General features: G+C 58.9%; 20 protein-coding genes. 7 read left to right on the top strand and 13 right to left on the bottom strand.

The genetic code is table 11. The features are described 5' to 3' along the window. Nucleotides 1-171: 171 nt before the first annotated feature. The 5 genes from E1180_RS16505 to E1180_RS16525 all read right to left on the bottom strand — a co-directional run bounded on the left by E1180_RS16505 (nucleotide 172) and on the right by E1180_RS16525 (nucleotide 6,271). The gene (locus E1180_RS16505; RefSeq protein WP_196220628.1) at nucleotides 172-1,797 is read right to left on the bottom strand and encodes an ABC transporter ATP-binding protein; all 1,626 of its coding nucleotides are present in this window, start codon (nucleotides 1,795-1,797) and stop codon (nucleotides 172-174) included. 10 nt (nucleotides 1,798-1,807) lie between these two features. After that, complete coding sequence (locus E1180_RS16510; protein ID WP_155192687.1) at nucleotides 1,808-2,935, bottom strand: ABC transporter permease subunit; 1,128 nt, start codon at nucleotides 2,933-2,935, stop codon at nucleotides 1,808-1,810. A gap of 11 nt (nucleotides 2,936-2,946) precedes the next feature. Beyond that, nucleotides 2,947-3,870, bottom strand: a complete 924-nt coding sequence (gene oppB / locus E1180_RS16515; protein ID WP_155192689.1) for an oligopeptide ABC transporter permease OppB — start codon at nucleotides 3,868-3,870, stop codon at nucleotides 2,947-2,949. 105 nt (nucleotides 3,871-3,975) lie between these two features. Further along, nucleotides 3,976-5,562 carry a peptide ABC transporter substrate-binding protein gene (locus E1180_RS16520; RefSeq protein ID WP_155192691.1) on the bottom strand — a complete coding sequence of 529 codons (1,587 nt, stop codon included), beginning with the start codon at nucleotides 5,560-5,562 and terminating at the stop codon, nucleotides 3,976-3,978. Nucleotides 5,563-5,782: 220 nt separating this feature from the next. Next, the gene (locus tag E1180_RS16525) at nucleotides 5,783-6,271 is read right to left on the bottom strand and encodes a BA14K family protein (protein WP_208997193.1); all 489 of its coding nucleotides are present in this window, start codon (nucleotides 6,269-6,271) and stop codon (nucleotides 5,783-5,785) included. Nucleotides 6,272-6,454: 183 nt separating this feature from the next. On the opposite strand from E1180_RS16525, the gene E1180_RS16530 reads away from it, so the two are divergent. Continuing rightward, nucleotides 6,455-8,263: an ABC-F family ATP-binding cassette domain-containing protein gene (locus tag E1180_RS16530; RefSeq protein ID WP_155192693.1), complete on the top strand. Its 1,809-nt coding sequence runs from the start codon at nucleotides 6,455-6,457 to the stop codon at nucleotides 8,261-8,263. A 356-nt stretch (nucleotides 8,264-8,619) separates the two neighbouring features. Beyond that, entirely contained in the window at nucleotides 8,620-9,156 is a 537-nt protein-coding gene (locus tag E1180_RS16535; protein WP_155192695.1) for a cupin domain-containing protein, read from the top strand. Nucleotides 9,157-9,179: 23 nt separating this feature from the next. Here the strand turns inward: E1180_RS16535 and E1180_RS16540 are convergent, their stop codons facing one another. The 4 genes from E1180_RS16540 to E1180_RS16555 all read right to left on the bottom strand — a co-directional run bounded on the left by E1180_RS16540 (nucleotide 9,180) and on the right by E1180_RS16555 (nucleotide 12,229). Next, the gene (locus tag E1180_RS16540; RefSeq protein ID WP_155192698.1) at nucleotides 9,180-9,725 is read right to left on the bottom strand and encodes a GNAT family N-acetyltransferase; all 546 of its coding nucleotides are present in this window, start codon (nucleotides 9,723-9,725) and stop codon (nucleotides 9,180-9,182) included. After that, a complete protein-coding gene (locus tag E1180_RS16545; protein WP_155192700.1) occupies nucleotides 9,722-10,276 on the bottom strand; it encodes a helix-turn-helix domain-containing protein in 555 nt (184 codons plus the stop codon). Before E1180_RS16545 ends, E1180_RS16540 begins: the two co-directional genes overlap by 4 nt. 175 nt (nucleotides 10,277-10,451) lie before the next feature. Beyond that, the gene (gene fabF, locus E1180_RS16550; protein WP_155192702.1) at nucleotides 10,452-11,714 is read right to left on the bottom strand and encodes a beta-ketoacyl-ACP synthase II; all 1,263 of its coding nucleotides are present in this window, start codon (nucleotides 11,712-11,714) and stop codon (nucleotides 10,452-10,454) included. An 89-nt stretch (nucleotides 11,715-11,803) separates the two neighbouring features. Continuing rightward, the gene (locus E1180_RS16555) at nucleotides 11,804-12,229 is read right to left on the bottom strand and encodes a MarR family winged helix-turn-helix transcriptional regulator (RefSeq protein WP_155192705.1); all 426 of its coding nucleotides are present in this window, start codon (nucleotides 12,227-12,229) and stop codon (nucleotides 11,804-11,806) included. Between the two features lie 139 nt (nucleotides 12,230-12,368). Here E1180_RS16555 and E1180_RS16560 point away from each other — a divergent pair, with 139 nt between their 5' ends. Together E1180_RS16560 and E1180_RS16565 are read left to right on the top strand one after the other, a co-directional pair. Beyond that, complete coding sequence (locus E1180_RS16560) at nucleotides 12,369-12,932, top strand: HdeD family acid-resistance protein (protein WP_196220629.1); 564 nt, start codon at nucleotides 12,369-12,371, stop codon at nucleotides 12,930-12,932. A gap of 295 nt (nucleotides 12,933-13,227) precedes the next feature. Next, nucleotides 13,228-14,337, top strand: coding sequence for a TauD/TfdA family dioxygenase (locus tag E1180_RS16565; protein ID WP_155192708.1), 1,110 nt, complete (start codon nucleotides 13,228-13,230; stop codon nucleotides 14,335-14,337). A gap of 198 nt (nucleotides 14,338-14,535) precedes the next feature. Here the strand turns inward: E1180_RS16565 and E1180_RS16570 are convergent, their stop codons facing one another. The 4 genes from E1180_RS16570 to E1180_RS16585 are packed head-to-tail and all read right to left on the bottom strand — an operon-like array spanning nucleotide 14,536 to nucleotide 18,265. After that, nucleotides 14,536-15,234, bottom strand: coding sequence for a pseudouridine synthase (locus E1180_RS16570; protein WP_155192710.1), 699 nt, complete (start codon nucleotides 15,232-15,234; stop codon nucleotides 14,536-14,538). 2 nt (nucleotides 15,235-15,236) lie between these two features. Continuing rightward, a complete protein-coding gene (locus tag E1180_RS16575) occupies nucleotides 15,237-16,277 on the bottom strand; it encodes a class I SAM-dependent methyltransferase (protein WP_155192713.1) in 1,041 nt (346 codons plus the stop codon). 54 nt (nucleotides 16,278-16,331) lie between these two features. Further along, complete coding sequence (locus tag E1180_RS16580) at nucleotides 16,332-16,913, bottom strand: GDYXXLXY domain-containing protein (protein ID WP_155192715.1); 582 nt, start codon at nucleotides 16,911-16,913, stop codon at nucleotides 16,332-16,334. Beyond that, nucleotides 16,910-18,265 carry a DUF2157 domain-containing protein gene (locus E1180_RS16585; RefSeq protein WP_155192717.1) on the bottom strand — a complete coding sequence of 452 codons (1,356 nt, stop codon included), beginning with the start codon at nucleotides 18,263-18,265 and terminating at the stop codon, nucleotides 16,910-16,912. Before E1180_RS16585 ends, E1180_RS16580 begins: the two co-directional genes overlap by 4 nt. 338 nt (nucleotides 18,266-18,603) lie before the next feature. On the opposite strand from E1180_RS16585, the gene E1180_RS16590 reads away from it, so the two are divergent. The 3 genes from E1180_RS16590 (at nucleotide 18,604) to E1180_RS16600 (ending at nucleotide 21,249) form a co-directional block, all read left to right on the top strand. Next, complete coding sequence (locus tag E1180_RS16590; protein ID WP_155192719.1) at nucleotides 18,604-19,629, top strand: ABC transporter substrate-binding protein; 1,026 nt, start codon at nucleotides 18,604-18,606, stop codon at nucleotides 19,627-19,629. Between the two features lie 67 nt (nucleotides 19,630-19,696). Further along, a complete protein-coding gene (locus E1180_RS16595) occupies nucleotides 19,697-20,488 on the top strand; it encodes an ABC transporter ATP-binding protein (RefSeq protein WP_283404546.1) in 792 nt (263 codons plus the stop codon). Then, the gene (locus E1180_RS16600) at nucleotides 20,485-21,249 is read left to right on the top strand and encodes an ABC transporter permease (protein WP_155192722.1); all 765 of its coding nucleotides are present in this window, start codon (nucleotides 20,485-20,487) and stop codon (nucleotides 21,247-21,249) included. The genes E1180_RS16595 and E1180_RS16600 overlap by 4 nt, the downstream gene beginning before the upstream one ends. Nucleotides 21,250-21,388: the final 139 nt, after the last annotated feature.

Raw genomic sequence — 21,388 nt, forward strand, 5'->3', positions numbered from 1 at the left:
GGCCGGCGGGCTTTCGTTTGTTTGGCAGTCGTGCAGCCAAAGTCAAATCTGATCAGATGGAATTTGCGTCAGATCGGCGGGCGATAAATCGGACCCGATTAACCGCCCAAAGCTGATCGAATATGCAGTGATCGAGCATCTTTGGGCGTTTCAATCTAAACGCCCGATGCTCTAGGCCGATTCCATCATCTGGCGCTGGGTCAGCATGGCAGCACCGATCAGCTCCTTGGTATAGGCATCCTGCGGCGCCTCAAAGATGGCTTCGACCGGACCGGCCTCGACCACCTGCCCTTTCTTCATGACCATGACCGTATCGGAAAGGGCACGCACCACGGCAAGGTCATGGCTGATGAACAGGTAGGTCAGGCCGTAGGTCTTCTGCAGATCCCGCAAGAGCTCCACAACCTGCTTCTGAATGGTCCGGTCCAGCGCCGATGTCGGCTCATCGAGCACTACAAGTTCGGGCTTCAAGACCATTGTCCGCGCAATGGCGATCCGCTGGCGCTGGCCGCCGGAGAATTCGTGCGGATAGCGGTTGCGCATGGACGGATCGAGCGAGACTTCCTCTAAAGCCTGGCAAGCCCGGGCGTCACGGTCTTTCGCAGTCAGGGAAGGTTCATGAACCAGAAGGCCTTCCGAGATGATCTGCCCGACAGTCATGCGCGGGCTCAGCGAACCGAAGGGATCCTGAAAGATCAGCTGCATGTCCTTGCGCAGGGCACGCATCGCCCCCCGGTCCTTGCCGGAGATCTGCTGGCCCTGAAACACCACCCTGCCGCTTGCCGGCAACAGGTTCAGGACCGCCCGCCCAAGGGTTGACTTGCCCGAGCCGCTTTCGCCGACAATGCCGAGCGTTTGTCCCTTGCGCAGGGCAAAACTGATGTTGTCGACCGCGCGCAAGATGTGCTTGGGCTGAAGAAACCCGTTCTCCAGCTCAAACTCCACCTTCACCTTTTGCGCCTCCAGAAGAACCGGTGCGGTGTCCGGAACCGGTGGTTTATGGCCGGTAGGCTCCGCATCGAGCAACATCCTGGTGTAAGCATGTTCGGGCTGGGTGAAGATCCGCCGGGTTTCGCCTTGTTCGACGACCTCCCCGGTTTTCATGACATAGACCCGGTCGGCGATCTTGCGCACGATCCCAAGATCGTGGGTGATAAAGATTACCGCCATGCCGAGCCGCTTCTGCAACTCGGCCAGAAGGTCCAGGATCTGCGCCTGCGTCGTCACATCAAGAGCTGTCGTCGGCTCGTCTGCGATGAGGACATCCGGATCATTGGCAAGCGCCATGGCGATCATCACGCGCTGCCTTTGGCCGCCGGACATCTCATAGGGAAATGCCTTGATCTTGCGCTCAGGCTCCGGGATGTTCACCAGCTTGAGTAGGTCCAGCGCTTTTGCCTGGGCCTGTTTCCAGGTCAATCCGCCGTGCTCCACCATCGGTTCGGCCAGCTGCCGGCCGATTGTGTAGAGCGGGTCGAGCGAGGTCATCGGCTCCTGGAAGATCATGGTGATCTTCTTGCCGCGGATCTGGTTCAGGCGGCGGATGGACAGGCCCAGAATGTTGCCATTTTCATAAACAACCTCGCCTTCGGTCCGCCCGTTTGAGGCAAGAAGCCCCATGGCTGCCATCATGGTCTGGCTTTTGCCGGATCCGCTTTCGCCAACGATGGCAACGGTCTCGCCCGCATTGACATGAATGTCGACGCCGCGCACCGCATTCACAGTCCCCGTGTTGGTCTCGAAGTCGACCTTCAGGTTCTTGATGTCGAGGACGCGTCTTGTCTGTTTGTCTGTCATCGTCCTCTCCTTACCGGTCTTTGGGATCCAGGGCATCGCGCAATCCGTCGCCGATGAAGTTCAGCGCAAACAGCGTCGATGTCAGGAAGATGGACGGGAAGATCAGCATCCAGGCAGAACCCTGAAGGTTTCTGGCGCCTTCGGAAATCAGAACCCCCCAGCTTGTCATGGGCTCCTGGATCCCAAGTCCGAGGAAAGACAGGAAGCTCTCCAGCAGGATCACCTTCGGCACCAGCAGGGTCATGTAAACGACCACGGGTCCAAGCGTGTTCGGGATAATGTGCCGGCGCACGATACCGCCGTCACTCACGCCCATGGCCTCGGCCGCCTGCACATATTCCTGCCGCTTGATGCTCAGCGTTTGTCCGCGCACGATCCTGGCCATATCAAGCCATTCAACGGCCCCAACCGCAATGAACATCAGAACGAAGTTCCGGCCGAAAAACACCACAAGCATGATCACGAAGAAGATGAAGGGCAGCGAGTACAGAATGTCGACGACCCGCATCATGAGCTGGTCAACCCGCCCGCCAAGATAGCCGGAAGTTGCGCCGTAGATCACGCCGATGCTGATGGCCACCACAGTGGCGAGCAGACCGATGGTCAAGGAGATCCGGCCGGCGATAAAGGTCCGGGTCATCAGGTCCCGGCCATTGGCGTCCGTGCCGAAGTAAAAATGCAGATAGTTGATGTCGGCCGTCAGTGTCCCGCGCTTGTCTTCATCTGCGAGATCAGTCAGAGCCGCGTTCTTGAACATGTCGCTGCGGTCGATGTAGCGCACGGAGCGCGGATCGATGGCGCGCCGCGATGTGACCTCCACCACCACTTGATCCCCAACACGCTCGTAACTTTCAAGATTGAGGCGGGCCCGTTTGACCAGCGCTTCAAAGGCCGGCTGAACCTGATCGGCTTTCGGATAGGCTTCCAGGCTTGCCGGAACCTTCACGTAGTCCCGGTAAACCGTGTCGAAGTTGTGGGGTGACAGGATCGGCCCGAAAACGGACAGGAGCGCAATGGCCGCAAGCACGATCATGCTCGCAACGGCTGCCTTGTTCGCCAGAAGCCGGTCGCGGGCATCATCCCAGAGCGACCGTCCCCTTTGCGGCGCAGCGACAATATCGGGTGTCGTTACAGACATGGTTCAGGTCCTCAGTCGTAGCGCACGCGCGGATCAAGCAGCGCATAAAGCAGATCCACGACCAGGTTGAAGATAATGACGAAGCAGGCGACGACGACAACAGTGCCCATCACCAGTGTGTAGTCACGGTTGAGCGCGCCTTGGACGAAGTAACGGCCAATCCCCGGGATCCCGAAAATGGTCTCAACCACAACGGAGCCCGTAAGCAGCGCAGCGGCGGCCGGGCCCATGTAGGAGACAACGGGAAGAATGGCACCGCGCAGGGCATGCACCACAATGACAAGGTAACTGCGCAAGCCATATGCCCGGGCAGTGCGCACATGGTTGGACCGCAGCGCCTCGATCATCGATCCCCGGGTCAGGCGCGCGATCACCGCAATCTGCGGCAGCGCCAACGTCACCACAGGCAGGATCTTGTTGACGAAGGCCCCGTCCCCCCAGCCCCCTACGGGAAGCCAGCCAAGCCAGACCCCCAGCAGTAGCGTTAGCACCGGCGCGACAACAAAGTTCGGAATGGTCACGCCCAAAGTCGCGGCCGCCATGACGGAATAGTCAGCCGGGCCATTCTGACGCAGCGCTGCGGCCACGCCTAGCATGCCGCCAACCACCAGCGCCAGCGCCAATGCGCTCAAGCCCAGCTGGATGGAGATCGGCAGGCTGGCTGCGAAAAGTTCGTTGATCGTGAAATCACGGAAATAGAAGCTCGGCCCGAAATCCAGCTGGGAGATGGACTGCAGGTACAACAGGTACTGCGTCCAGAGCGGCTCATCCAGGTGGTAAATCTTGTTGAGGTTTTCCATCACCTTCGCCTCGAGCGGGCGTTCAAGGTCGAACGGACCGCCGGGAGCCACACGGATCAGGAAGAACGAAATCGTCACGATCAGGAATATCGTCGGGATTGCACCTAGCAATCGACCGAGCACATAGCGGGTCATCAGCTTGCCCTTCTGATTGAACGGTGGTCTTGAGCCGTCCGGGCCGCCACCTTGCAAAACCGGCAGCGGCGGAAAACCCGCCGCCGCCAATTTCGATTTTCATGTTTACTCGGAGATGCTCATCCAACGGGTCGGGTGAATGTTTTGAAGGTTGTCTTCAAAGCCACTGACCTTGTCGGAAACGAGGTTCATCGAGCCGTAATACATCAGCGGGATGAACGGCAGATCACGCATGAACAGGGCTTCGGCCTGTTGCAGGATCTGAGCGCGCTTTTCAAGATCCACGGTCTGAGCCGCTTCGTCCATCAGCGCATCATATTCCGGATTGTTGTAACGGGCGTAGTTGAAGCCGTCATTGTCGGATTCAACCATGAACAGGAAGTTCTGCGGATCGGAGTAGTCGCCGATCCAGCCCGCACGTGCCACATCAAAGTCACCCCGGTCACGCAGATGCGCATAGTGCGTGGCGACATCGGTGTTGAGCATAGAAATCTCGACACCCAGCGGCTTCCACATGTCGGCAATCGCAACAGCCGTGTTCTTGTGGTTTTCCGATGTGTTGTAGCGGATCTCCAGCTTCAGCGGATTGTCCTGAGAGTAACCGGCCGAATCCAGAAGTTCGATGGCCTTATCTTCGCGGTCGATCAAGGACATGTCCTTGTACTCCGCATAAGCCGGCTCACCGTAGTTGCCAATTCCAGGCGGAACGAAGGAATAAGCCGGCACCATGACGCTGCCCCAGATTTCCTCTGCTAGGAACTCGCGGTCGATCGCCATGGAAAGCGCCCGGCGCACATCCGGGTTGCTCAGGGCTTCATCTTCATGGTTGAGCGCGTAGTAGTAGTTGCCAAGATATGGCGCCACGCGGAACTGGTCGCCCAGTTCTTCCTTCATGAACGCGACCTGCTCGGTCGGCGCGTCATTGTAGGTATGCAGTTCACCAGCCTGGAAGCGGCGGAGCGCCGCGCCACGGTCTTCGGTCGGGTAGAAGATGACCGTGTCGATCTGCACATTGGCCGCGTCATGGAAATGCGGGTTCTTCGTCGCTTTCAACTGAGCGTTCGGCGTGAACTCCGCCAGTGTGAACGGCCCGTTGGTGACGATGTTCTCAGGCTTCACGAAATCGGAGCCATGGGCATCCACCGTTGCCGGATGCACCGGAAGACCGGTCTGGTGGCCGAGAAGGTCGATAAAGTAAGGGGTCGGCGCTTCCAGCGCGATTTCAAGCGTCCGGTCGTCAATCGCTTTGACTGCCAGTTCTTCACTGGCCATGTCGCCCGTGTTGACCGCTTCCGCATTTTTGATCGGATAAAGAATGTTTGCGTATTTCGCACCCGTTTCCGGGTTCATGATCCGGCGGAGAGAATAAACGAAGTCGCCCGCTGTTACGGGATCACCATTGGACCACTTGGCGTTTTCGCGCAAGGTGAAGGTGTAGACGGTTCCGTCGTCAGAGACGGCCCAGCTTTCTGCAACGCCCGGGATTACCTCACCTTTGGCATTGTAGGAGACCAGACCCTCATAAAGGTCGCGCAGAATGTGCGCTTCGTAGACGGTGGAGGTCTTGTGCTGATCGAGCGTTTCAGGATCGCCGGTATTGCCGCGATGGTAGACCACCTCGGCCATGGCGGTAAGAGATGTAGCAGCCATAAGAGCAGCCGCAAGCGCAGTCACGCGCATGGACTTGAACATATCGTTCTCCCCTCTAGGGTTATTGGTGTAGTAAAGAAACGATACACCAATAGATTCCATGCTCCGCACGCCCGATCAAGCGCTCCGCAACGGCACGTTCCGACGATTGCCGTAAAAAGGCGATGTTTTTGCGAATTGACCCGAGTGCGCGGAAAAATTTTCCGTATTTTTACTGAGATTTCAACTTTTCCACGCAGAGAAAAGAAATTATCTTTCGTGATCACCGGCAGAAACGATACTTTCCGCTATAGGCCAGATACATGCCCGTGTTCGGATTGAACGACTTGAACTTGCGCGAGCAATAGGCAACCCACTGCGGTGTGAACGGCGCAAGACCGGTCTTGGTGTAGGGCACGCGCTGGGGCTGGCCGTGATACCGCGGCGGGTTCACGTAAACACGGTAGCGGTACGGATAAACCGGCCCATGATAGCGGGGATAATAGTAACGGCCCGCGTAAGGACGGTAGGGGCGGCCATAGTAATATCTGGGGCCGTAATAGAAGGATCCGCGGTAGCCGCGTGATCCGACGACGAAGCCAAATCCATTCGTCCCGATATGAATGCTGTCTGCCTTGGCCGGGCTGCTTGCCGGAAGGCTGACCATGAAAAGTCCGGCGATCACGCTAAGCACAGCCGCCGCTCCGGTCATGCCACGCGCCAGAAACCGGATTTGACCCTGAAGTCCGTTCGAATACCGAATGCCGGGCATTTGTGATGTCTCCTCAAACAATCACTGCAACAAGCCCCTGTCCACACCACCACTATAGCTCAGAAATGAGAGGAAATCTCGGCAGCACCCGGAAATGTGATCCGGTGGCCTCACGCCTGCTTGCGCCCCGGCGCCCGGACCAGTAAATCTCCGGCCGAATTCCTCATTCATCTGAAAGCACTCATGGCCCCTCCTCCGCTCCTCACACTCCGTGATGTTCATTTGACCTTTGGCGGCACGCCCCTCCTCACCGGAGCGGAGTTATCCGTTTCCGAGGGCGAGCGGATTTGTCTTGTCGGACGCAATGGTTCGGGCAAGTCGACCCTCTTGAAGATTGCCGCCGGCATGATCGAAATGGACACCGGCGAGCGCTTCTTTCAGCCGGGACGGACCATCCGCTACTTGCCGCAGGATCCGGATCTGTCGCCTTACGCCTCCGTCCTTGATTATGTGAATGAAGGTCTGACAGAAGGCGATGATCCTTATCGCGGTGCCTATCTTCTGGAAGTGCTCGGGCTGACCGGCAAGGAAGACCCGAAGGCGCTGTCCGGCGGGGAAGCCCGGCGGGCCGCCCTGGCACGCACTCTGGCACCAGAACCGGACATCCTGCTTCTGGACGAGCCGACCAACCACCTTGACCTTCCGGCCATCGAGTGGCTGGAAGACGAGCTGAAAAGCCTGAAATCGGCAATCGTGCTCATCTCGCACGACCGCAGGTTTCTTGAAAATCTGTCCCGGGCAACCGTCTGGATCGACCGGGGCAAGGCGCGGCGCATGGAGCGCGGTTTCGGGCATTTCGAAAGCTGGCGCGATGAGATCTTCGAGCAGGAAGAAGCCGACCAGCACAAGCTCGCGCAGAAGATCAAGCGCGAAGAACACTGGATGACCTATGGCGTAACCGCCCGGCGCAAACGCAACATGCGCCGGGTGCGCGAACTGGCCGACTTAAGGAAGCAAAAGCGCGAGCACCGCGGGCCGCAGGGAACGGCAAAGCTTGCCGCCACCGAAACCGACGCCTCCGGCAAGCTGGTGATCGAAGCCAAGGACATCTCCAAGACCTATGGCGGGCGGGACATCGTCAAGGGCTTTTCCAGCCGCATTCAGCGCGGGGACCGGATCGGGCTTGTGGGGCCGAATGGCGCTGGCAAAACGACCCTCTTGAAGATGCTGACCGGCGAACTTGTTCCCGACACAGGGTCGACCCGTCTTGGCACCAACCTGGAGATGGTGACCCTCGACCAGAAGCGGGAAAACCTCGATCTCAACGATACGCTGTCATCGGTCCTGACCGGCGGCAGCGGCGATCTCGTTCATATTGGCGATGAGAGCAAACACGTGATGTCCTACATGAAGGACTTCCTGTTTGCGCCCGAACAGGCCCGTACTCCCGTTGGCGTTTTGTCCGGCGGCGAGCGGGCCCGCGCCATGCTGGCCCGTGCCCTCGCCAACCGCTCCAACCTGATGGTGCTCGACGAGCCAACCAACGATCTCGACCTTGAGACCCTCGATCTCCTGCAGGAGCTTCTGGCCGACTATCAGGGCACGGCGCTGATCGTCTCCCACGACCGTGATTTCCTGGACAGGGTCGCCACTTCCGTAATCGTGTCGGAAGGAAAGGGCTTCTGGCGGGAATATGCCGGCGGCTATACCGACATGCTGGCCCAGCGCGGTGAAGGCGTGACCGCCCGCAAGGTGGAAAAATCAGCTCCAAAAAAAGAAAAGGCTTCTGCCTCAACGCTTTCCGACGACAAGCCGAAGAAAAAATCCAAACTCAGCTTCACGCAACAGCATCTCTTAAAAACGCTGCCGGAGGACATTGAGAAACTTGAAGCAAAGCTTGAAGCGCTTCAGGCCGAGATGAACGATCCGCAGCTTTATGCGAAGAACCCTGACAAATTTGCCAAGTTATCCGCGCAAATCACTGATCTGACAACACAAAAAGACGCCATGGAAGAACAGTGGCTTGAGCTGGAAATGCTCAATGAGGGATGAGCAGGGGGCTGCCTCCCTCCCGTGTTTCCTCCCTGCCCTGAGCCGCATGCCCGGCGTTGAGCCGGGGAACCTTGCCCGTGTTCGCTGCTCTGGGCCTCCCAACACCCACCACATGTCATCCCGGCCTTGAGCCGGGACCTACTCTCATGTCCGCTTGCCGAAGTGTCTTTCGAAACGTTGCATGCTCTGCGAACGAGTGGTTCCCGGATCTCCGCTGCGCTGCGTCCGGGATGACAAACGGGGGAGAGCGGCGCCACAGGGGCTTGTGACACCAGCAATCCTTCCGACAAACGGCCATCAAAAAACTCCATTAGCGTAAGCCTGTTCTGAAAGCGTACTATTTAAGGGAACAGACCATGACGCATAAACCTGTTTTGAATATCCAGGATGTCCTCGCAAAGCCCGAATATTGTGATGAAAATCCGGAACGCGGCAAATTTCAGGCCCGTTTTGGGTTCATCGGACGGGCGCTTGGCACAGAGAAACTCGGGATTAACATCACCATCGTCCCCGCAGGCAAAGCCGCCTGGCCGCGGCATTTTCATTACATCAATGATGAAATGTTCATCGTTCTCGAAGGTACGGGAACGCTCCATTATGGCGACGAAGACCATCCGCTCAAGCCGATGGATATCATCCATATTCAAGCTGGGACCGGCATTCCGTTCCAGATCGACAATACAGGTGAGACCGAGCTTCGGTATCTAGCGCTCTCAGCACTCGACGAAGCTGATGTCTTTGTGTATCCGGACAGCAACAAGATCGGTGTCATGGCAAAGGCCGCCCCTTTCCGGGACTTATCCGAAAGTGGCGACCTGCCCGCTTTCCGGAAGTGGGTCTCAGCCGATATGACCGTGGGATACTGGGACGGTGAACCGGATGCCGGGCAGTGATCTGATCAAGGCCATACTTTTGCCTATCGCAGATCCTTGTAGAAAATCGTCGTTGCATCCAGCTGGCCGTGACTGCCATAGGCATAGTCGGGGATGATCCCGGCTTTTTGATAGCCGCAGGTGGGATAAAGGCTTTCCGCGCTGTCCCCGGTGACCGTATCCAGGACCAGCAGCCAGCGGGTCTGCGCGCGCGCCAGATCGTCAACGGCGGCCATCAATTTGCGGGCAAGGCCCTTCCGGCGGTGATCCGGATGGACCATCAGCTTGGCAACATCCGCCCGGTGGCTGCCGTTTTGCTGGGGTGCGAGACATAACATGACCACCCCGGCAATATCCGCGCCTTGCCTCGCCACCATCATGAAACTTTGCCCGGACGTCAGTTCCTCACATTTGGCCCGCCAAAACGCCTCTGCATCCTCGACACTCAAGGGCAGGACAAAGCCTATACCAGCCCCATCCTCGAGACAGGCGATCAGGAGCCTGGCAAGGCCTGGAACGGCGCTGTAGGCTTGGCGATCGCTTAGAAGGTATACTACGGGCGGTGCGGGCGGGAAAGTCTCAGCGGTCATGGCGTAATCACCGTCAGAATGTAGCGGGCCGGCTTCGGCCCAGGCGCATGATAGGAATTGGGGGCATTCAGCCGGAAGCGCAGAACGTCTCCAGCCGCAAGCTCGTACCGGTCCGGTCCGAGTGTGACCGCCAATGCGCCTTCCAGAAGAACAAGATGATGTTCCAGATCGGGCAGCGGCGGAGCTGCATAAGAAATGACAGCTCCGCCCGGCAGGAACCCCTCAATGACACTGCCGCGAAAGCCGCTGGCGGCGGGCGAGAGGCTTCTGCGGCGGAATCCGGTGTCCGGATCGGTCCAGATGGTTTGATCCGAGGGCCTGAGCGAAGCCTTGTGGGCAGGCCGATCGACCCCGAAGAGATCCGCCATGGACAGATGAAAGGCCTTTGCCAGCTGGCCGAGCGCAACGGCGGTCGGGCTGGTCTCCGTCCGCTCGATCCGGGATAGGGTCGCCCGGCTCAGCCCACTTTTTTGCGCCAGGTCTTCCAGCGACCACTCACGCGCCTGGCGCAGGTCCGAAAGCCGCCGGGCCAAATCTTCTTCAATCGACATAAATCACCTATAAATGAGATTTTTCTCATATATGGGATTATTGATTTGAGCAAGTTTTTTGGAATCTGATCGGGATTGAGCCTCCGGTCACGCCCGTGGATGACCCCGTTCCGCGCCAAATGCGCTTTTCCCGGTTCTCCGCTCCGCCCCCTTCCCGGTTGACCGCCGCCCCATGTCATATCCTTGAGAAGACCGCGCTGGCATTCACACCACCGAACCCGAAGCCATTGGTCAGGATATGGCTGACATCGCGTTTGATCGCCGTATCCGGCACCAGTTCGAAACCGGCAATTGCCTCATCAGGGCTGGTCAGGTTGCGCGACGGTGGCAGATGTCCGGTACGGAGCGCTTGAATGCAGGCGACTGCCTCAACCGCCCCGGCCGCTCCCAGAAGATGCCCAAACATCGATTTGGAGGAGGATACGGCAAGATCCTTGCCCCGCCCCTCAAACAGTGTGGTCAATGCCGCGATTTCGGCTGCATCCCCAACAGGTGTCGAGGTGGAATGCGCATTGACGTAGCCGATCTCCGAGGCAGCCAGACCGGCGGATTTCAGGGCCTGTTTCATGGCCCTCAAGCCTCCCTCCCCGTCCGGAGACGAGGCGGTCACATGATATGCATCGGCCGATGTGCCGTACCCAGTGAGCTCTGCAAGGATGGTGGCCCCGCGTGCCCTGGCGTGGTCGTATTCCTCCAGAATGAGGGTTCCAGCCCCTTCCCCCATGACAAAGCCGTCCCGGTCCTGATCAAACGGACGCGAGGCTCCGTCCGGGGCCTCGTTGCGCTTGGACGACATGGCCTTCGCGGCGCAGAACCCGGCATAGGAAACCCGGTCCAAACAGGCCTCGCTGCCGCCGGTGACCATCACATCGGCCTCACCGGCGCGGATCAGCCGGGCCGCATCTCCAATGGCCTGCAGGCTGGCCGCACAGGCCGTCACCGGGGCCCCAAGCGGGCCCTTCAGGCCAAAGCGGATGGAAATCTGGCCAGCGGCAAGGTTTGCCAGGAAGGACGGCACCAGAAAGGGCGACGCACGGCGCGGGCCTTTTTCGTCCACAAGCCGGGTTCCGGCGGTCATCGCCGGAAATCCGCCAACCCCCGTGCCGATGATTATGCCCGTGCGTTCTTTCTCGCTGTCCGTCTGCGGCGCCCACCCCGCATCTTGAAGCGCTTCGCCCGTTGCCGCCATGGCAAGATGAATGAACCGGTCAGTCCGGCGCTGCTCCTTCGGGTCCATGACCGCATCCACGTCAAACCCATAGGGATCTTCGGACACATCGGGCACTTCACCGGCAACCTGACAGGCAAGATCCGCAGCATCAAACCGTGTGATCCGGCGGATGCCGTTGGCCCCTTCCGTGATCCGCTCCCAGAACCTGTCGACACCGGTCCCAACGGGCGACACCACCCCCATTCCAGTTACCACAACACGACGCATGTTTCCGTTCCTTCTCTTACAAAAGTGTAATTACACATTTTAGTCCAAACTTAGGTCCGGCTTGGTCTGGCCGATGATCCGGTTACGGGTCAGACCTTCGAAAGCCTCTGCAACAGGTTGACTGCCTTGAAAAAATCCTCGTCGCCCAGGTGCCGCTTCATGTCATCCTGGGCCTGCCGCCACAACGGAACCGCCTTTTCCAGCAAGGCTTCCCCGCCACTGGAAAGCCGGTAGCGTTTGCCCCGCTCCCCTTCCCTCTGGTTCGACAAGACCATGCCCTTGCGCTCCACCAGGGCGAGATTACGGACAAGGGTTGTCCGCTCCATGGACAGGCGTTCAACCAGATCGGCGATGGTCTGGTCGTCTTCCGCCTGGATAGCGACCAGCACCGAAAACTGCCCGGCAGTGAAACCGGCCTGACGGGCCAGCCGGTCATAATACCGGCTGACGGCACGGGCGGCCTTGCGGGCGTTGTTCAGGACACACAGGGAAAAATCGTCGTCTTCAGCGCTCATGGGAAGACTTTATGTGCATATACACACCCATCGTCAAGTCCCGCGCGTCAGGTGTGCGCCAATGCCGATGTCATAGGACGTTTGCGTTTGCGTGGGAAGACGTTACGGTGACCGAAACAAACTACACGCGGAGATAGCCATGACCGATGCGGCACAGGCAGTGGAAGACATGAAGGCAAAGATCCAGGAAAACTGGGGCTGGTTCCTCGCTCTTGGAATAGCGCTTGTTCTCGGCGGTCTCGTTCTTATCGCCGCACCGCTCGCGACAACCATCACCGTAACCTACTTTATTGGCGCCGTGCTTTTGATCGGCGGTGCCGTCCAGGTCTACAATGCCCTGAAGACCCAGGGCACGGGTCATTTCATCTGGAACCTTCTGACCGGAATCATTGCCCTGATCGGCGGGATTCTGATCTTCGTAAATCCGGTCATCGGTACCTTCGCCCTGACCCTGACGCTTGCGGCAACCTTTGTGGCTCAAGGCGTAAGCCAGCTCTTGCTGGGCTTCAAACTGCGCCCGCATGAAGGCTGGATCTGGGTGATAGTGGCTGGCGCGGTCTCCCTTGCGGCGGGCATCATGATCTGGGTCGATCTGCCCGGCTCGGTCGCCTGGGCCCTTGGTCTGATCGCCGGCGTCTCCGTTCTCGTGAACGGCTGGAGTTACATAGCCATTGCGCTTGCGGCGCGTGCCTCCAAAGGCTGACGTTCCAGGTTGAAGGGTTTGACTTCGGCATCCGGCAGAATTTGTTTTGCCGGATGTTTGTTTTTCTGTATTTTCAAACGGCCGGATCAAGCGGAACCGGCAGCGACACCGGACACACATAGCCGGACACAAGCGACACCGGACACAATGATGCTAGCGATCATCGGGCGTCAGCCCGGACAGCCGCACAACAAAGCCCACTGGTGGTGGCCGCCCCCCGCCGGCCGTTGATGACGCGCACGATTTTGACCGTGCTCTCCGCATTCAATCCAGACATCAACGGAATAATTCACACATGACCAGCGTAACTCTGCGCGGCAGCGACCGCATGCTTCACGTTGCCTTTCAAGACGGCACGGAGGCCGACTTTCCTTTTTTGTGGCTTCGGGACAATTGTCCAAGCGGGTTTCATCCGCAGACCCTGGAGCGGCAGTTTGACCTGACATCCATCCCGCTTACCCTTGGAATTCTGGAAGCTGATGTGGATGGCGATGCCATCCGCATCAAATGGGATGATGACGGTCACGAAAGCCGGTTCGACCCGGACTGGCTGCGCCGGCACAAGCCCGGCTCTGGGCTCGACGACCCTGCCGCCGTGGCCCCGACCCTCTGGCATGCCGGTACGGACGTTGCCACCCTGCCGCGGATAAATGCCCAAACGCTGATGACCGACGACGGCGCGCTTCTCGACTTTCTCAAGGCAACCAAGAAAACCGGCCTTGCCTTCGTGGATGGCATGGCCGACGACCCGGATGCGGGCATGGCCGCCGCCCGGCGGATCGGCTTCCTGCGCGAGACCAACTTTGGTGTCACCTTCGAAGTCCGTTCCATGCCAAACCCGAACAATCTGGCCTACACCTCGCACGCGTTGCCCCTGCACACGGATCTTCCCAATCAGGAGCTGCCTCCCGGATTTCAATTCCTTCATTGTCTTGCCAACGAAGCTGAAGGCGGCGGATCAACCTTCTGCGATGGCTTTGCCATTGCTGAAGATCTACGCCAGCACGACCCGGAAGCCTTCAAGCTCCTCAGCGAAGTTCCGGTCCCGTTCCGTTTTCAGGACGCGGATTACGACATCCGGCGGCATCACCCGGTAATCCAGCTGGACATGTTCGGCAACCTGCAGGAGCTGCACTTCAACGCCCACATCGCGGCCGTGTTCGATCTGAAGCCAGACATCATGGAGGCCTATTACCGCGCCTACCGCAAGATCATGGCTCTCACCCGCTCCGACGAATACGTGATTACGACGCGGCTTGAGGGGGGCGAAATGGTCATCTTCGACAACCGCCGTGTCCTGCACGGACGGGCCGCGTTCGACCCGAACACCGGTTACCGCCACCTGCGCGGCTGCTACGTGGACCGGGGCGAATTCGACAGCCGCATCCGCGTTTTGAGCCGGTAAGGGCTTTACTGACAAGACACCAGCCGCCGCCCTGCGCTGTCATGCAAGGGCGGCGGCACGCATTTCAGTGTCTAGATCTGCGCGCGATAAATCGGACCCGATTTACCGCCCAAAGCTAATCGAATATGGAGTGATCGAGCCTCTTTGAGCGTTTCTGACAAAAACTCTTTGCTCTAAAGACAAACACAGTTTCGGATCTCACCCGAAAATCAGTGCCTTGCCGTCTTCTGACAATTCCTGCCAGCTTCCCTCTTCAATCCCGTCAAGCCCGAGGGCCCCGATCCGGCTGCGCGAGAGCACGGTGACATGGTTGCCGGTGGCGGCGAACATGCGCCGGACCTGGTGATAGCGGCCTTCATGCAGTGTGAGCCGGGCCTGGGTCTCGCCCAGCACTTCAAGCTCCGCCGGTTTCAGATGTTTGTCCTCGCTTTCCAGCATCATCTCGCCGGAGGCAAACAGCGCTGCCTCATCGCCCTTCAGCGGCCGGTCCAGCGTAATATCATAGACCTTGGGAACATTCGATTTCGGAGCGATTACCTTGTGCAGGAAGGTGCCGTCATCTGTGAACAGCAAGGCCCCTGAAGTTTCTTTGTCCAGCCGGCCGATGGTCGACAGGACCGGTTTGCGCATCCGGAACCGGTCGGGCAAAAGGTCATACACCAGCCGCCCCTGATCCTTGGTGGAGCAGGTGTAGCCGAGCGGCTTGTTCATAAGAATGACAACGCCCTGCGCCGGATCAAGCGGTTCGTCGTCGAAGAGGATCTCTTCATGCGGGGTCTTTGCATCGGCTTTGAGGCGGTTGCCTTGCCGGTCCGTCACCCAGCCGTGGCGGATGGCCTGTTGCATTTCCTTCCGGCTGCCATAGCCAAGGTTTGCCAGCAGTTTGACGAGCCGCATCTTCAGCGCCCTCCCTTGGCTTTCACAGCTTTCAGCACCTTGTAGCCGCCTTCGTCCGCAAGCATGTCCACCGAGGCGAACACCTCCTTAAGCGTATGCTCATAAGGCAAATGCCGGTTGGCAACCATGTAGAACACGCCGCCCGGACGCAAACCGCCCGCAGCTGCGCGGATAAACCCCTGGCCGACATCCGCCCGGTCCGCCTTCCCCGTCTGGTGGAAAGGGGGATTGGAGACGATGAAATCATAAGGCCCCTCAAGCCCCTTGGTGACATCCGACCAGATGCCGTTCAGCGTCTTCTTGCCCTTGAAGGCGGCAAGGTTTTCGCTGGCCAGATCGAGCGCCCGTTTTTCTGCTTCATAAAGATCCATCGCCGCAACGTTCGCGGACCGCTCCAGAACGGCGCGGCTCAAAAACCCGAACCCCGCGCCCAGATCCGCACCGCGCCCCTTCAGATCCAGCGGCAGGTTGTCCGCCAGAAGCCTTGAGGCCGGGTCGATCCGGTCCCAGGCAAACACGCCCGGCCGGCTGACATAAGCGCCATCAAGAACCGGACGCACAGCGTCAAGCTCAAGCCATTCGGCGAGCAGGTCCTGATCAAGATTGGCTTTCTGGACCAGCCCCCAGACCGCCCGGCACTTGTTTTTGGACAGTTTATCGACCGGCCCGAGCAATGCGGCGAGATCGCTTTCAAGCGTCTTTGCCCCTTCCGAATTCGGGGCGCATGCAATCAACGTCCCGCCGTCCCGGCACTTCGCAACGGCGCGGGCCAGCTGGGCACGCGCCTCTTGGCGTTGCCGGCCCGGCAGCACGAGAACGGCATCAAACCCTGTGTCCTCCACCTCTGCTTCCACGGTCACCCCACTGCGCTGAAGCGCATCGCGATCAGGTGCAAAGCTCTGTTCACACACAAGGTTGTGGTTGCCGAAATCATTCAAGGGCTGCCCCGCGCGGGCGCGCAAAAACAAGATGCGTGCAGGGCTCGAAAGCACAACGGCTTCTTCAGCAATCGGCAGGGTCAGGGTCTCAAGCGCGGGATCCATAAGCAGCTTTCCAGTCTCGGTCTGCCGCGCTCATACTCCCCGTCGGCGCATTCGTCAAAAGGCTGCGTCGGATTTGAACGGTTTTCCATCGACCAGAAGTCGGAGCGGCAAGGATCTTCCATCCTCCGTGATCGCCACGACCAGCTGGACGCGCTCGCGCGGCAAGTCCTCGATAATCCGCCCCTCTCCTTCCGGTAGGAAAAAGGCATCGATACCGTAATCGATGCGGAACCGCTCATTGGCGAGCGAAGTGACCTCTCCTGCGATTGCCAAAGACCCGGCATCTTCGCGGGCGCGGGAAATCCTGACCGGCGCCATGCTGCCATTTTCGGCCGGCTCCAGACCGACATAGACCCTATCTCCCGCCTTGATATCCTTGCCGACAGCCAGGATCCGCGGGACCTCGCCAATCGCAAGATTGATGATCACGTAGTCACCGCGCAACAGATCGCGCGGATCGATTGGAACCAGGTCAAGCACCGCCTCCTCACCGTCCAGCTGGACAGACAAACGGTCGGCAAGGGGAATGGCAATCAGCACCAGTTGGAGAACCGCGACAAGCCCCCAGGCGGCATAGATGTGCAGCGCGGATTTTTTCTTGGCCGGCGCACCCGACTGAAAAGAGACTTCACTCATGCCGCAGCCTCCCTTGCGCCTGTCTTCGGACCGCCGCGCTGGCGTTTGAAAACACGCGCCAGCAGCAGTGCAACCCCAAGAAGGACGCCACCTGCGATCAGGAAGAATATCGACTGCCCCAGCAAGGATCCGATTGTGACTTGCAGCAGCCACAAGGCAACCACGGTCAACGCCAGATAGGCACACACCATCCAATAGCGGTTGTTATACCAGGTCCCGAGCGCACAAAGCCCAACGAGCGCTGCAAGGACAGCGGCCGCCAACGGGATCGGGTGCGTGGTCAGTACCGGCAGAAGAACGGCTGCCATGCAAAGGCCGGTCATGGCAAAGAACCCAATCCCCTTGATCGTCTTAAAGGAGAGAAGAAGCCCGGTCCCGCACATGAGCGCCGCCAGCCCAAGCGGCAAGCTTGACGGGAGAGGCGCCAGACCGGACAGCCTCACTTCATCCGATATTTCCGGCAGAAGGATCAGCACCAGGACCAGCAGAACACACATCGCCAGAAACGCCACGTCCTGCAACGACCGGAGCATGAGCCAATGGGCGTGGCTTTTGACCGGGCGCTCACTCGACCATTTCACATAAAGATCCAGGATCGGCCCGGCCTGCAGCATGACGGCGAACATGCCGCCGAAACCGCCCAGCACGAGCGCCAGCGTAAATGCGTCATTCCCGCCAAACCGGTCCCCTGTCTCAACCAGCCACCGGGTAAATGTGATCAGAAGCAGCAGAATGGCGGCCCAGCGCGTGATCCGCGACGGATACAAAAAGGGATGAAGAAACACAGCGGTCAGGAAACCCAAACTGATCAGGATTTCAAGCATGGTGGACGGTTCAAAGTCGGTCCGGCTGACCTGCCAGGAAATCGCGGCAATCGCCGCAATCACCAGCGGAGCCCGTGAAGCCGTGCCCCAGGCTGCGGCAAGCGCGCCGATGCAGACCAGGAACGCACCGCCCGACCAGTCGGCCGGCAAATGGAAAATCTGCCCCACTAAGGCCATTCCGCCGACGAACATCAAGGTGGCAAACCCGGTCATGAGATCGGCGAGCCCTTTGCGCCCGGCCCGCGCAACAATGGCCGCCAGCCCGTGAGCGCTCAAAACAAGCAGAGCAATCCCGGTGAGTTTGACCGGTTTGGGGATGGCTGCCCAGTTGGCGGCGATGAAGGCAAAAACTGCAAGGGCGACGCAGACCAGGCCAATGCCGCCAAGCATCAGGGGCAAGCGCGACCGGCCGTCTTCCACCTCCTGCTCTTCCAAGATGGCGGCAGCGTTTGCCGAACTGACCCAGCCCTTTTCAACCCAGTGTTCCAGGTCGTCGCGCAGACGCTTCTTGTAAATCCAGTCGAACATGCACCAAACCTGTCCCTACAATCTCACCGTCTTAACGTGATTGGCGCGCCGATAAAACGGTTATCTCAGGTCATTTCTGACCAAGTGGTCGATTTATAACGCTGATTTTTTGCGCAAGCCCTCGGGGACAAACACGGCAAACAGACACTCAAACGCCACTGCCGAAGCCTCTACCGGCGCCTGAACCGGTGCATTGGTTGGGTTCCGTCCCCATGGCCGCCTTGCTTCCGTTTTGGCCACGAGCACGCACAACTTCTAAGCAGATCCAATTTATGCTTGCCTCTTGTGCAGCAGGCCGACACTCTGACGGGAAAGCAATCACAGCCAGGGGAAGTTTAATGCGTCATCTTTGCACCAAGGCACTCGCTAGCCTTGCCGTCGCCACGGTCTTTTCAGCCTCAACCGCACTGGCTGAGACCGATATCAAGTTCTCGCTCGACTGGAAGTTTGAAGGCCCGGCAGCGCCATTTTTCATCGCGCTCGACAAGGGATATTTCGCTGACGAAGGCCTTAACGTCACCATCGACACGGGTGCCGGATCACGGGAGTCAATTCCACGGGTTGCAACCGGCGCCTATCAGATGGGGTTTGGTGACATCAATGCCATGATCAAGCTCATGGACACCGAGCCGGATCTCAAGGTCAAAGCCGTGATGATGGCGTATGAGACCCCGCCTTTCGCGGTGATCGGACGCAAGAGCCAGGGTGTCACGGAAGATCCGAAGTCCCTGGAAGGCAAGACACTCGGCGCACCGCCGCCCGATGCCGCCTTCGGCCAATGGCCGGCCTTTGTCGATGTGGCCGGGATCGACACTTCCGGTATCACCATTGAAAATGTGGGCTTTCCGGTGCGCGAACCGATGCTGGCCCAGGGCCAGGTCGATGCGATTTTCGGCTTTTCCTTCTCCTCCGTCCTCAATCTGAAGGCGCAAGGCGTGCCGGAAGAGGATATCTCGCTAATCCTGATGGGGGAGAACGGGCTGGACCTTTATGGCAACACCGTCATGGTGAACACGGATTTCGCCGCTGAAAATCCGGATGCGGTAAAGGGATTCGTCAAGGCGCTGGTCAAAGGATATCTGGATGCGATTGCCGATCCGGCAGCAGCCATTCCCTATGTCTTGAAACGCAACGAGATCCTCGACGAAGCGGTCGAAGTGGAACGCCTGACCATGGCAGTTGAGGGATCCATTGCCACACCGGCTGTCAAGGAAAACGGCTTTGGCGGCATTGATCCGGACAAACTCACCAAATCCATGAAGTTCCTTCAAAACTCCATCGGCTTGAGCGACACGCCGCCCTCTGCCGACCGGGTGTTCGATGCGAGCTATCTGCCGCCAGCCGAAGACCGGATGGTCAAGTAAGCTGCCTGTTTGAACGGTATTGATTGCCTGCGGCGGCCTCGCGGCGGGCCTTTTTGGCGGAAACCTTGTGACCGGATTTGTTGATCTCAGAAATGTGCGGCTGACCTATGGGGGCACAGCCGACGGAACGCTGGCTCTGGACGGGTTGGACATAAATGTGAAAAAGGGTGAGTTTGCCGCTGTCGTGGGCCCGTCGGGCTGCGGAAAGTCCACCTTGATGAAACTCGCAACGGGCCTCATCACACCGCAAGAGGGCACGGTCGAGGTCGCGGAGAAAGAAGTGAGCGGACCGGTTTCCATCGCCGGAATGGCCTTTCAAAACCCGTCCATGCTGCCTTGGCGGACAACCCTTGCCAATGTCATGCTGCCCCTCGAAATCGTGCAACCGCACAGATCGAAGCTGCGCCGGGAAAAAGCGTCTTATGTCGCAAGGGCAGAAGACCTCCTGAAATTGGTCGGGCTTGCGGGCTTCGGTGAGAAATACCCGTGGCAACTCTCCGGCGGCATGCAGCAGCGCGCCAACTTGTGCAGGGCGCTGATCCACGACCCTGCGCTTTTGATGCTGGATGAGCCCTTCGGAGCCTTGGATGCCTTCACGCGGGAAGAGCTTTGGCAGGTCATGCGCAACCTTCATGCCGAAAAGGGCTTCACCGTTATCCTGGTGACCCATGACTTGCGCGAGGCGGTCTATCTTGCCGACAAGGTGTTTGTCATGAGCGCCCGCCCGGGCCGCATCATCAAGGAACGGGAGGTGACATTCGAACGGCCGCGCCCAATCGAACTGACTTACGAGAATGCTTTCAACGACATTGTTCATGAACTGCGCGGTCTGATCGCCGATGCGAGGGCGGCCGCATGAGCACCCGGACTTTGATCACGATTGCCCCTTGGGCCTGCACCGCCGCCTTGTTCCTGGTCTGGGAGGCAGCCGTTGCCCTGTTCGACATCCCCGTCTTCGTACTGCCAGCCCCGTCCGATATCTGGGCCGCCATGGTGAAGTACTGGTCGCCGATCTGGAAGAACTCTGTCCAGACGCTCTACACAACTTTGGCCGGCTTCCTGATGTCGATTGCAGGCGGATTGGCCCTCGGGCTTGCCATCGGCTGGAACCGGGTGGTTTATGCCGGGCTTTATCCGCTAATGATCGGCTTCAACGCCATTCCGAAAGTCGCCCTGGTCCCGATCCTCGTCATCTGGTTCGGCATTGGCGATATCCCGGCGATCCTGACCGCTTTCCTGATCTCGTTCTTTCCGATTGTTGTGAATGTCGCCACAGGCATTTCCACCATCGAACCGGAGATGGAAGACGTCTTGCGGGCGCTCGGCGCCAAGAAGCTGGACATCATGCTGAAGGTCGGGATTCCCCGGTCCATGCCCTATTTCTTCGGCTCGCTGAAGGTTGCCATCACTCTTGCCTTCGTCGGGTCCGTGATTTCGGAAATCATGGCCGCGAATTCCGGTGTGGGCCACATGATGATCGGCGCACAGAGCCAATTCAACGTGCCGCTGGTCTGGGCCGCCCTTGTCGTCTTGGCCATTCTCGGTATAGTAATGTACGCATTAATGGCATGGATAGAAATACGCATGACAGGCTGGGCACATCGGAGCGCACCCGCGTGACGGCATTTTGAAATCTGAAGATCAGAGCCAACTCCTAACAACATCCAGAGGGGCTCTGAGGGGGCGTCCACGAGGCCGGGACGCCCCTTTTCTTATTTTCTGACGGCTAGAGCAAATCGCATTTAATCGGTGTCGTCTT

This window comes from Roseibium denhamense (assembly GCF_009711415.1).
GTDB lineage: Bacteria > Pseudomonadota > Alphaproteobacteria > Rhizobiales > Stappiaceae > Roseibium > Roseibium denhamense.

Coding starts and splice junctions, on each gene's coding strand:
- E1180_RS16505 (WP_196220628.1), bottom strand. CDS start 1,797: ATGACAGACAAACAGACAAGACGCGTCCTCGACATCAAGAACCTGAAG.
- E1180_RS16510 (WP_155192687.1), bottom strand. CDS start 2,935: ATGTCTGTAACGACACCCGATATTGTCGCTGCGCCGCAAAGGGGACGG.
- oppB (WP_155192689.1), bottom strand. CDS start 3,870: ATGACCCGCTATGTGCTCGGTCGATTGCTAGGTGCAATCCCGACGATA.
- E1180_RS16520 (WP_155192691.1), bottom strand. CDS start 5,562: ATGTTCAAGTCCATGCGCGTGACTGCGCTTGCGGCTGCTCTTATGGCT.
- E1180_RS16525 (WP_208997193.1), bottom strand. CDS start 6,271: ATGCCCGGCATTCGGTATTCGAACGGACTTCAGGGTCAAATCCGGTTT.
- E1180_RS16530 (WP_155192693.1), top strand. CDS start 6,455: ATGGCCCCTCCTCCGCTCCTCACACTCCGTGATGTTCATTTGACCTTT.
- E1180_RS16535 (WP_155192695.1), top strand. CDS start 8,620: ATGACGCATAAACCTGTTTTGAATATCCAGGATGTCCTCGCAAAGCCC.
- E1180_RS16540 (WP_155192698.1), bottom strand. CDS start 9,725: ATGACCGCTGAGACTTTCCCGCCCGCACCGCCCGTAGTATACCTTCTA.
- E1180_RS16545 (WP_155192700.1), bottom strand. CDS start 10,276: ATGTCGATTGAAGAAGATTTGGCCCGGCGGCTTTCGGACCTGCGCCAG.
- fabF (WP_155192702.1), bottom strand. CDS start 11,714: ATGCGTCGTGTTGTGGTAACTGGAATGGGGGTGGTGTCGCCCGTTGGG.
- E1180_RS16555 (WP_155192705.1), bottom strand. CDS start 12,229: ATGAGCGCTGAAGACGACGATTTTTCCCTGTGTGTCCTGAACAACGCC.
- E1180_RS16560 (WP_196220629.1), top strand. CDS start 12,369: ATGACCGATGCGGCACAGGCAGTGGAAGACATGAAGGCAAAGATCCAG.
- E1180_RS16565 (WP_155192708.1), top strand. CDS start 13,228: ATGACCAGCGTAACTCTGCGCGGCAGCGACCGCATGCTTCACGTTGCC.
- E1180_RS16570 (WP_155192710.1), bottom strand. CDS start 15,234: ATGCGGCTCGTCAAACTGCTGGCAAACCTTGGCTATGGCAGCCGGAAG.
- E1180_RS16575 (WP_155192713.1), bottom strand. CDS start 16,277: ATGGATCCCGCGCTTGAGACCCTGACCCTGCCGATTGCTGAAGAAGCC.
- E1180_RS16580 (WP_155192715.1), bottom strand. CDS start 16,913: ATGAGTGAAGTCTCTTTTCAGTCGGGTGCGCCGGCCAAGAAAAAATCC.
- E1180_RS16585 (WP_155192717.1), bottom strand. CDS start 18,265: ATGTTCGACTGGATTTACAAGAAGCGTCTGCGCGACGACCTGGAACAC.
- E1180_RS16590 (WP_155192719.1), top strand. CDS start 18,604: ATGCGTCATCTTTGCACCAAGGCACTCGCTAGCCTTGCCGTCGCCACG.
- E1180_RS16600 (WP_155192722.1), top strand. CDS start 20,485: ATGAGCACCCGGACTTTGATCACGATTGCCCCTTGGGCCTGCACCGCC.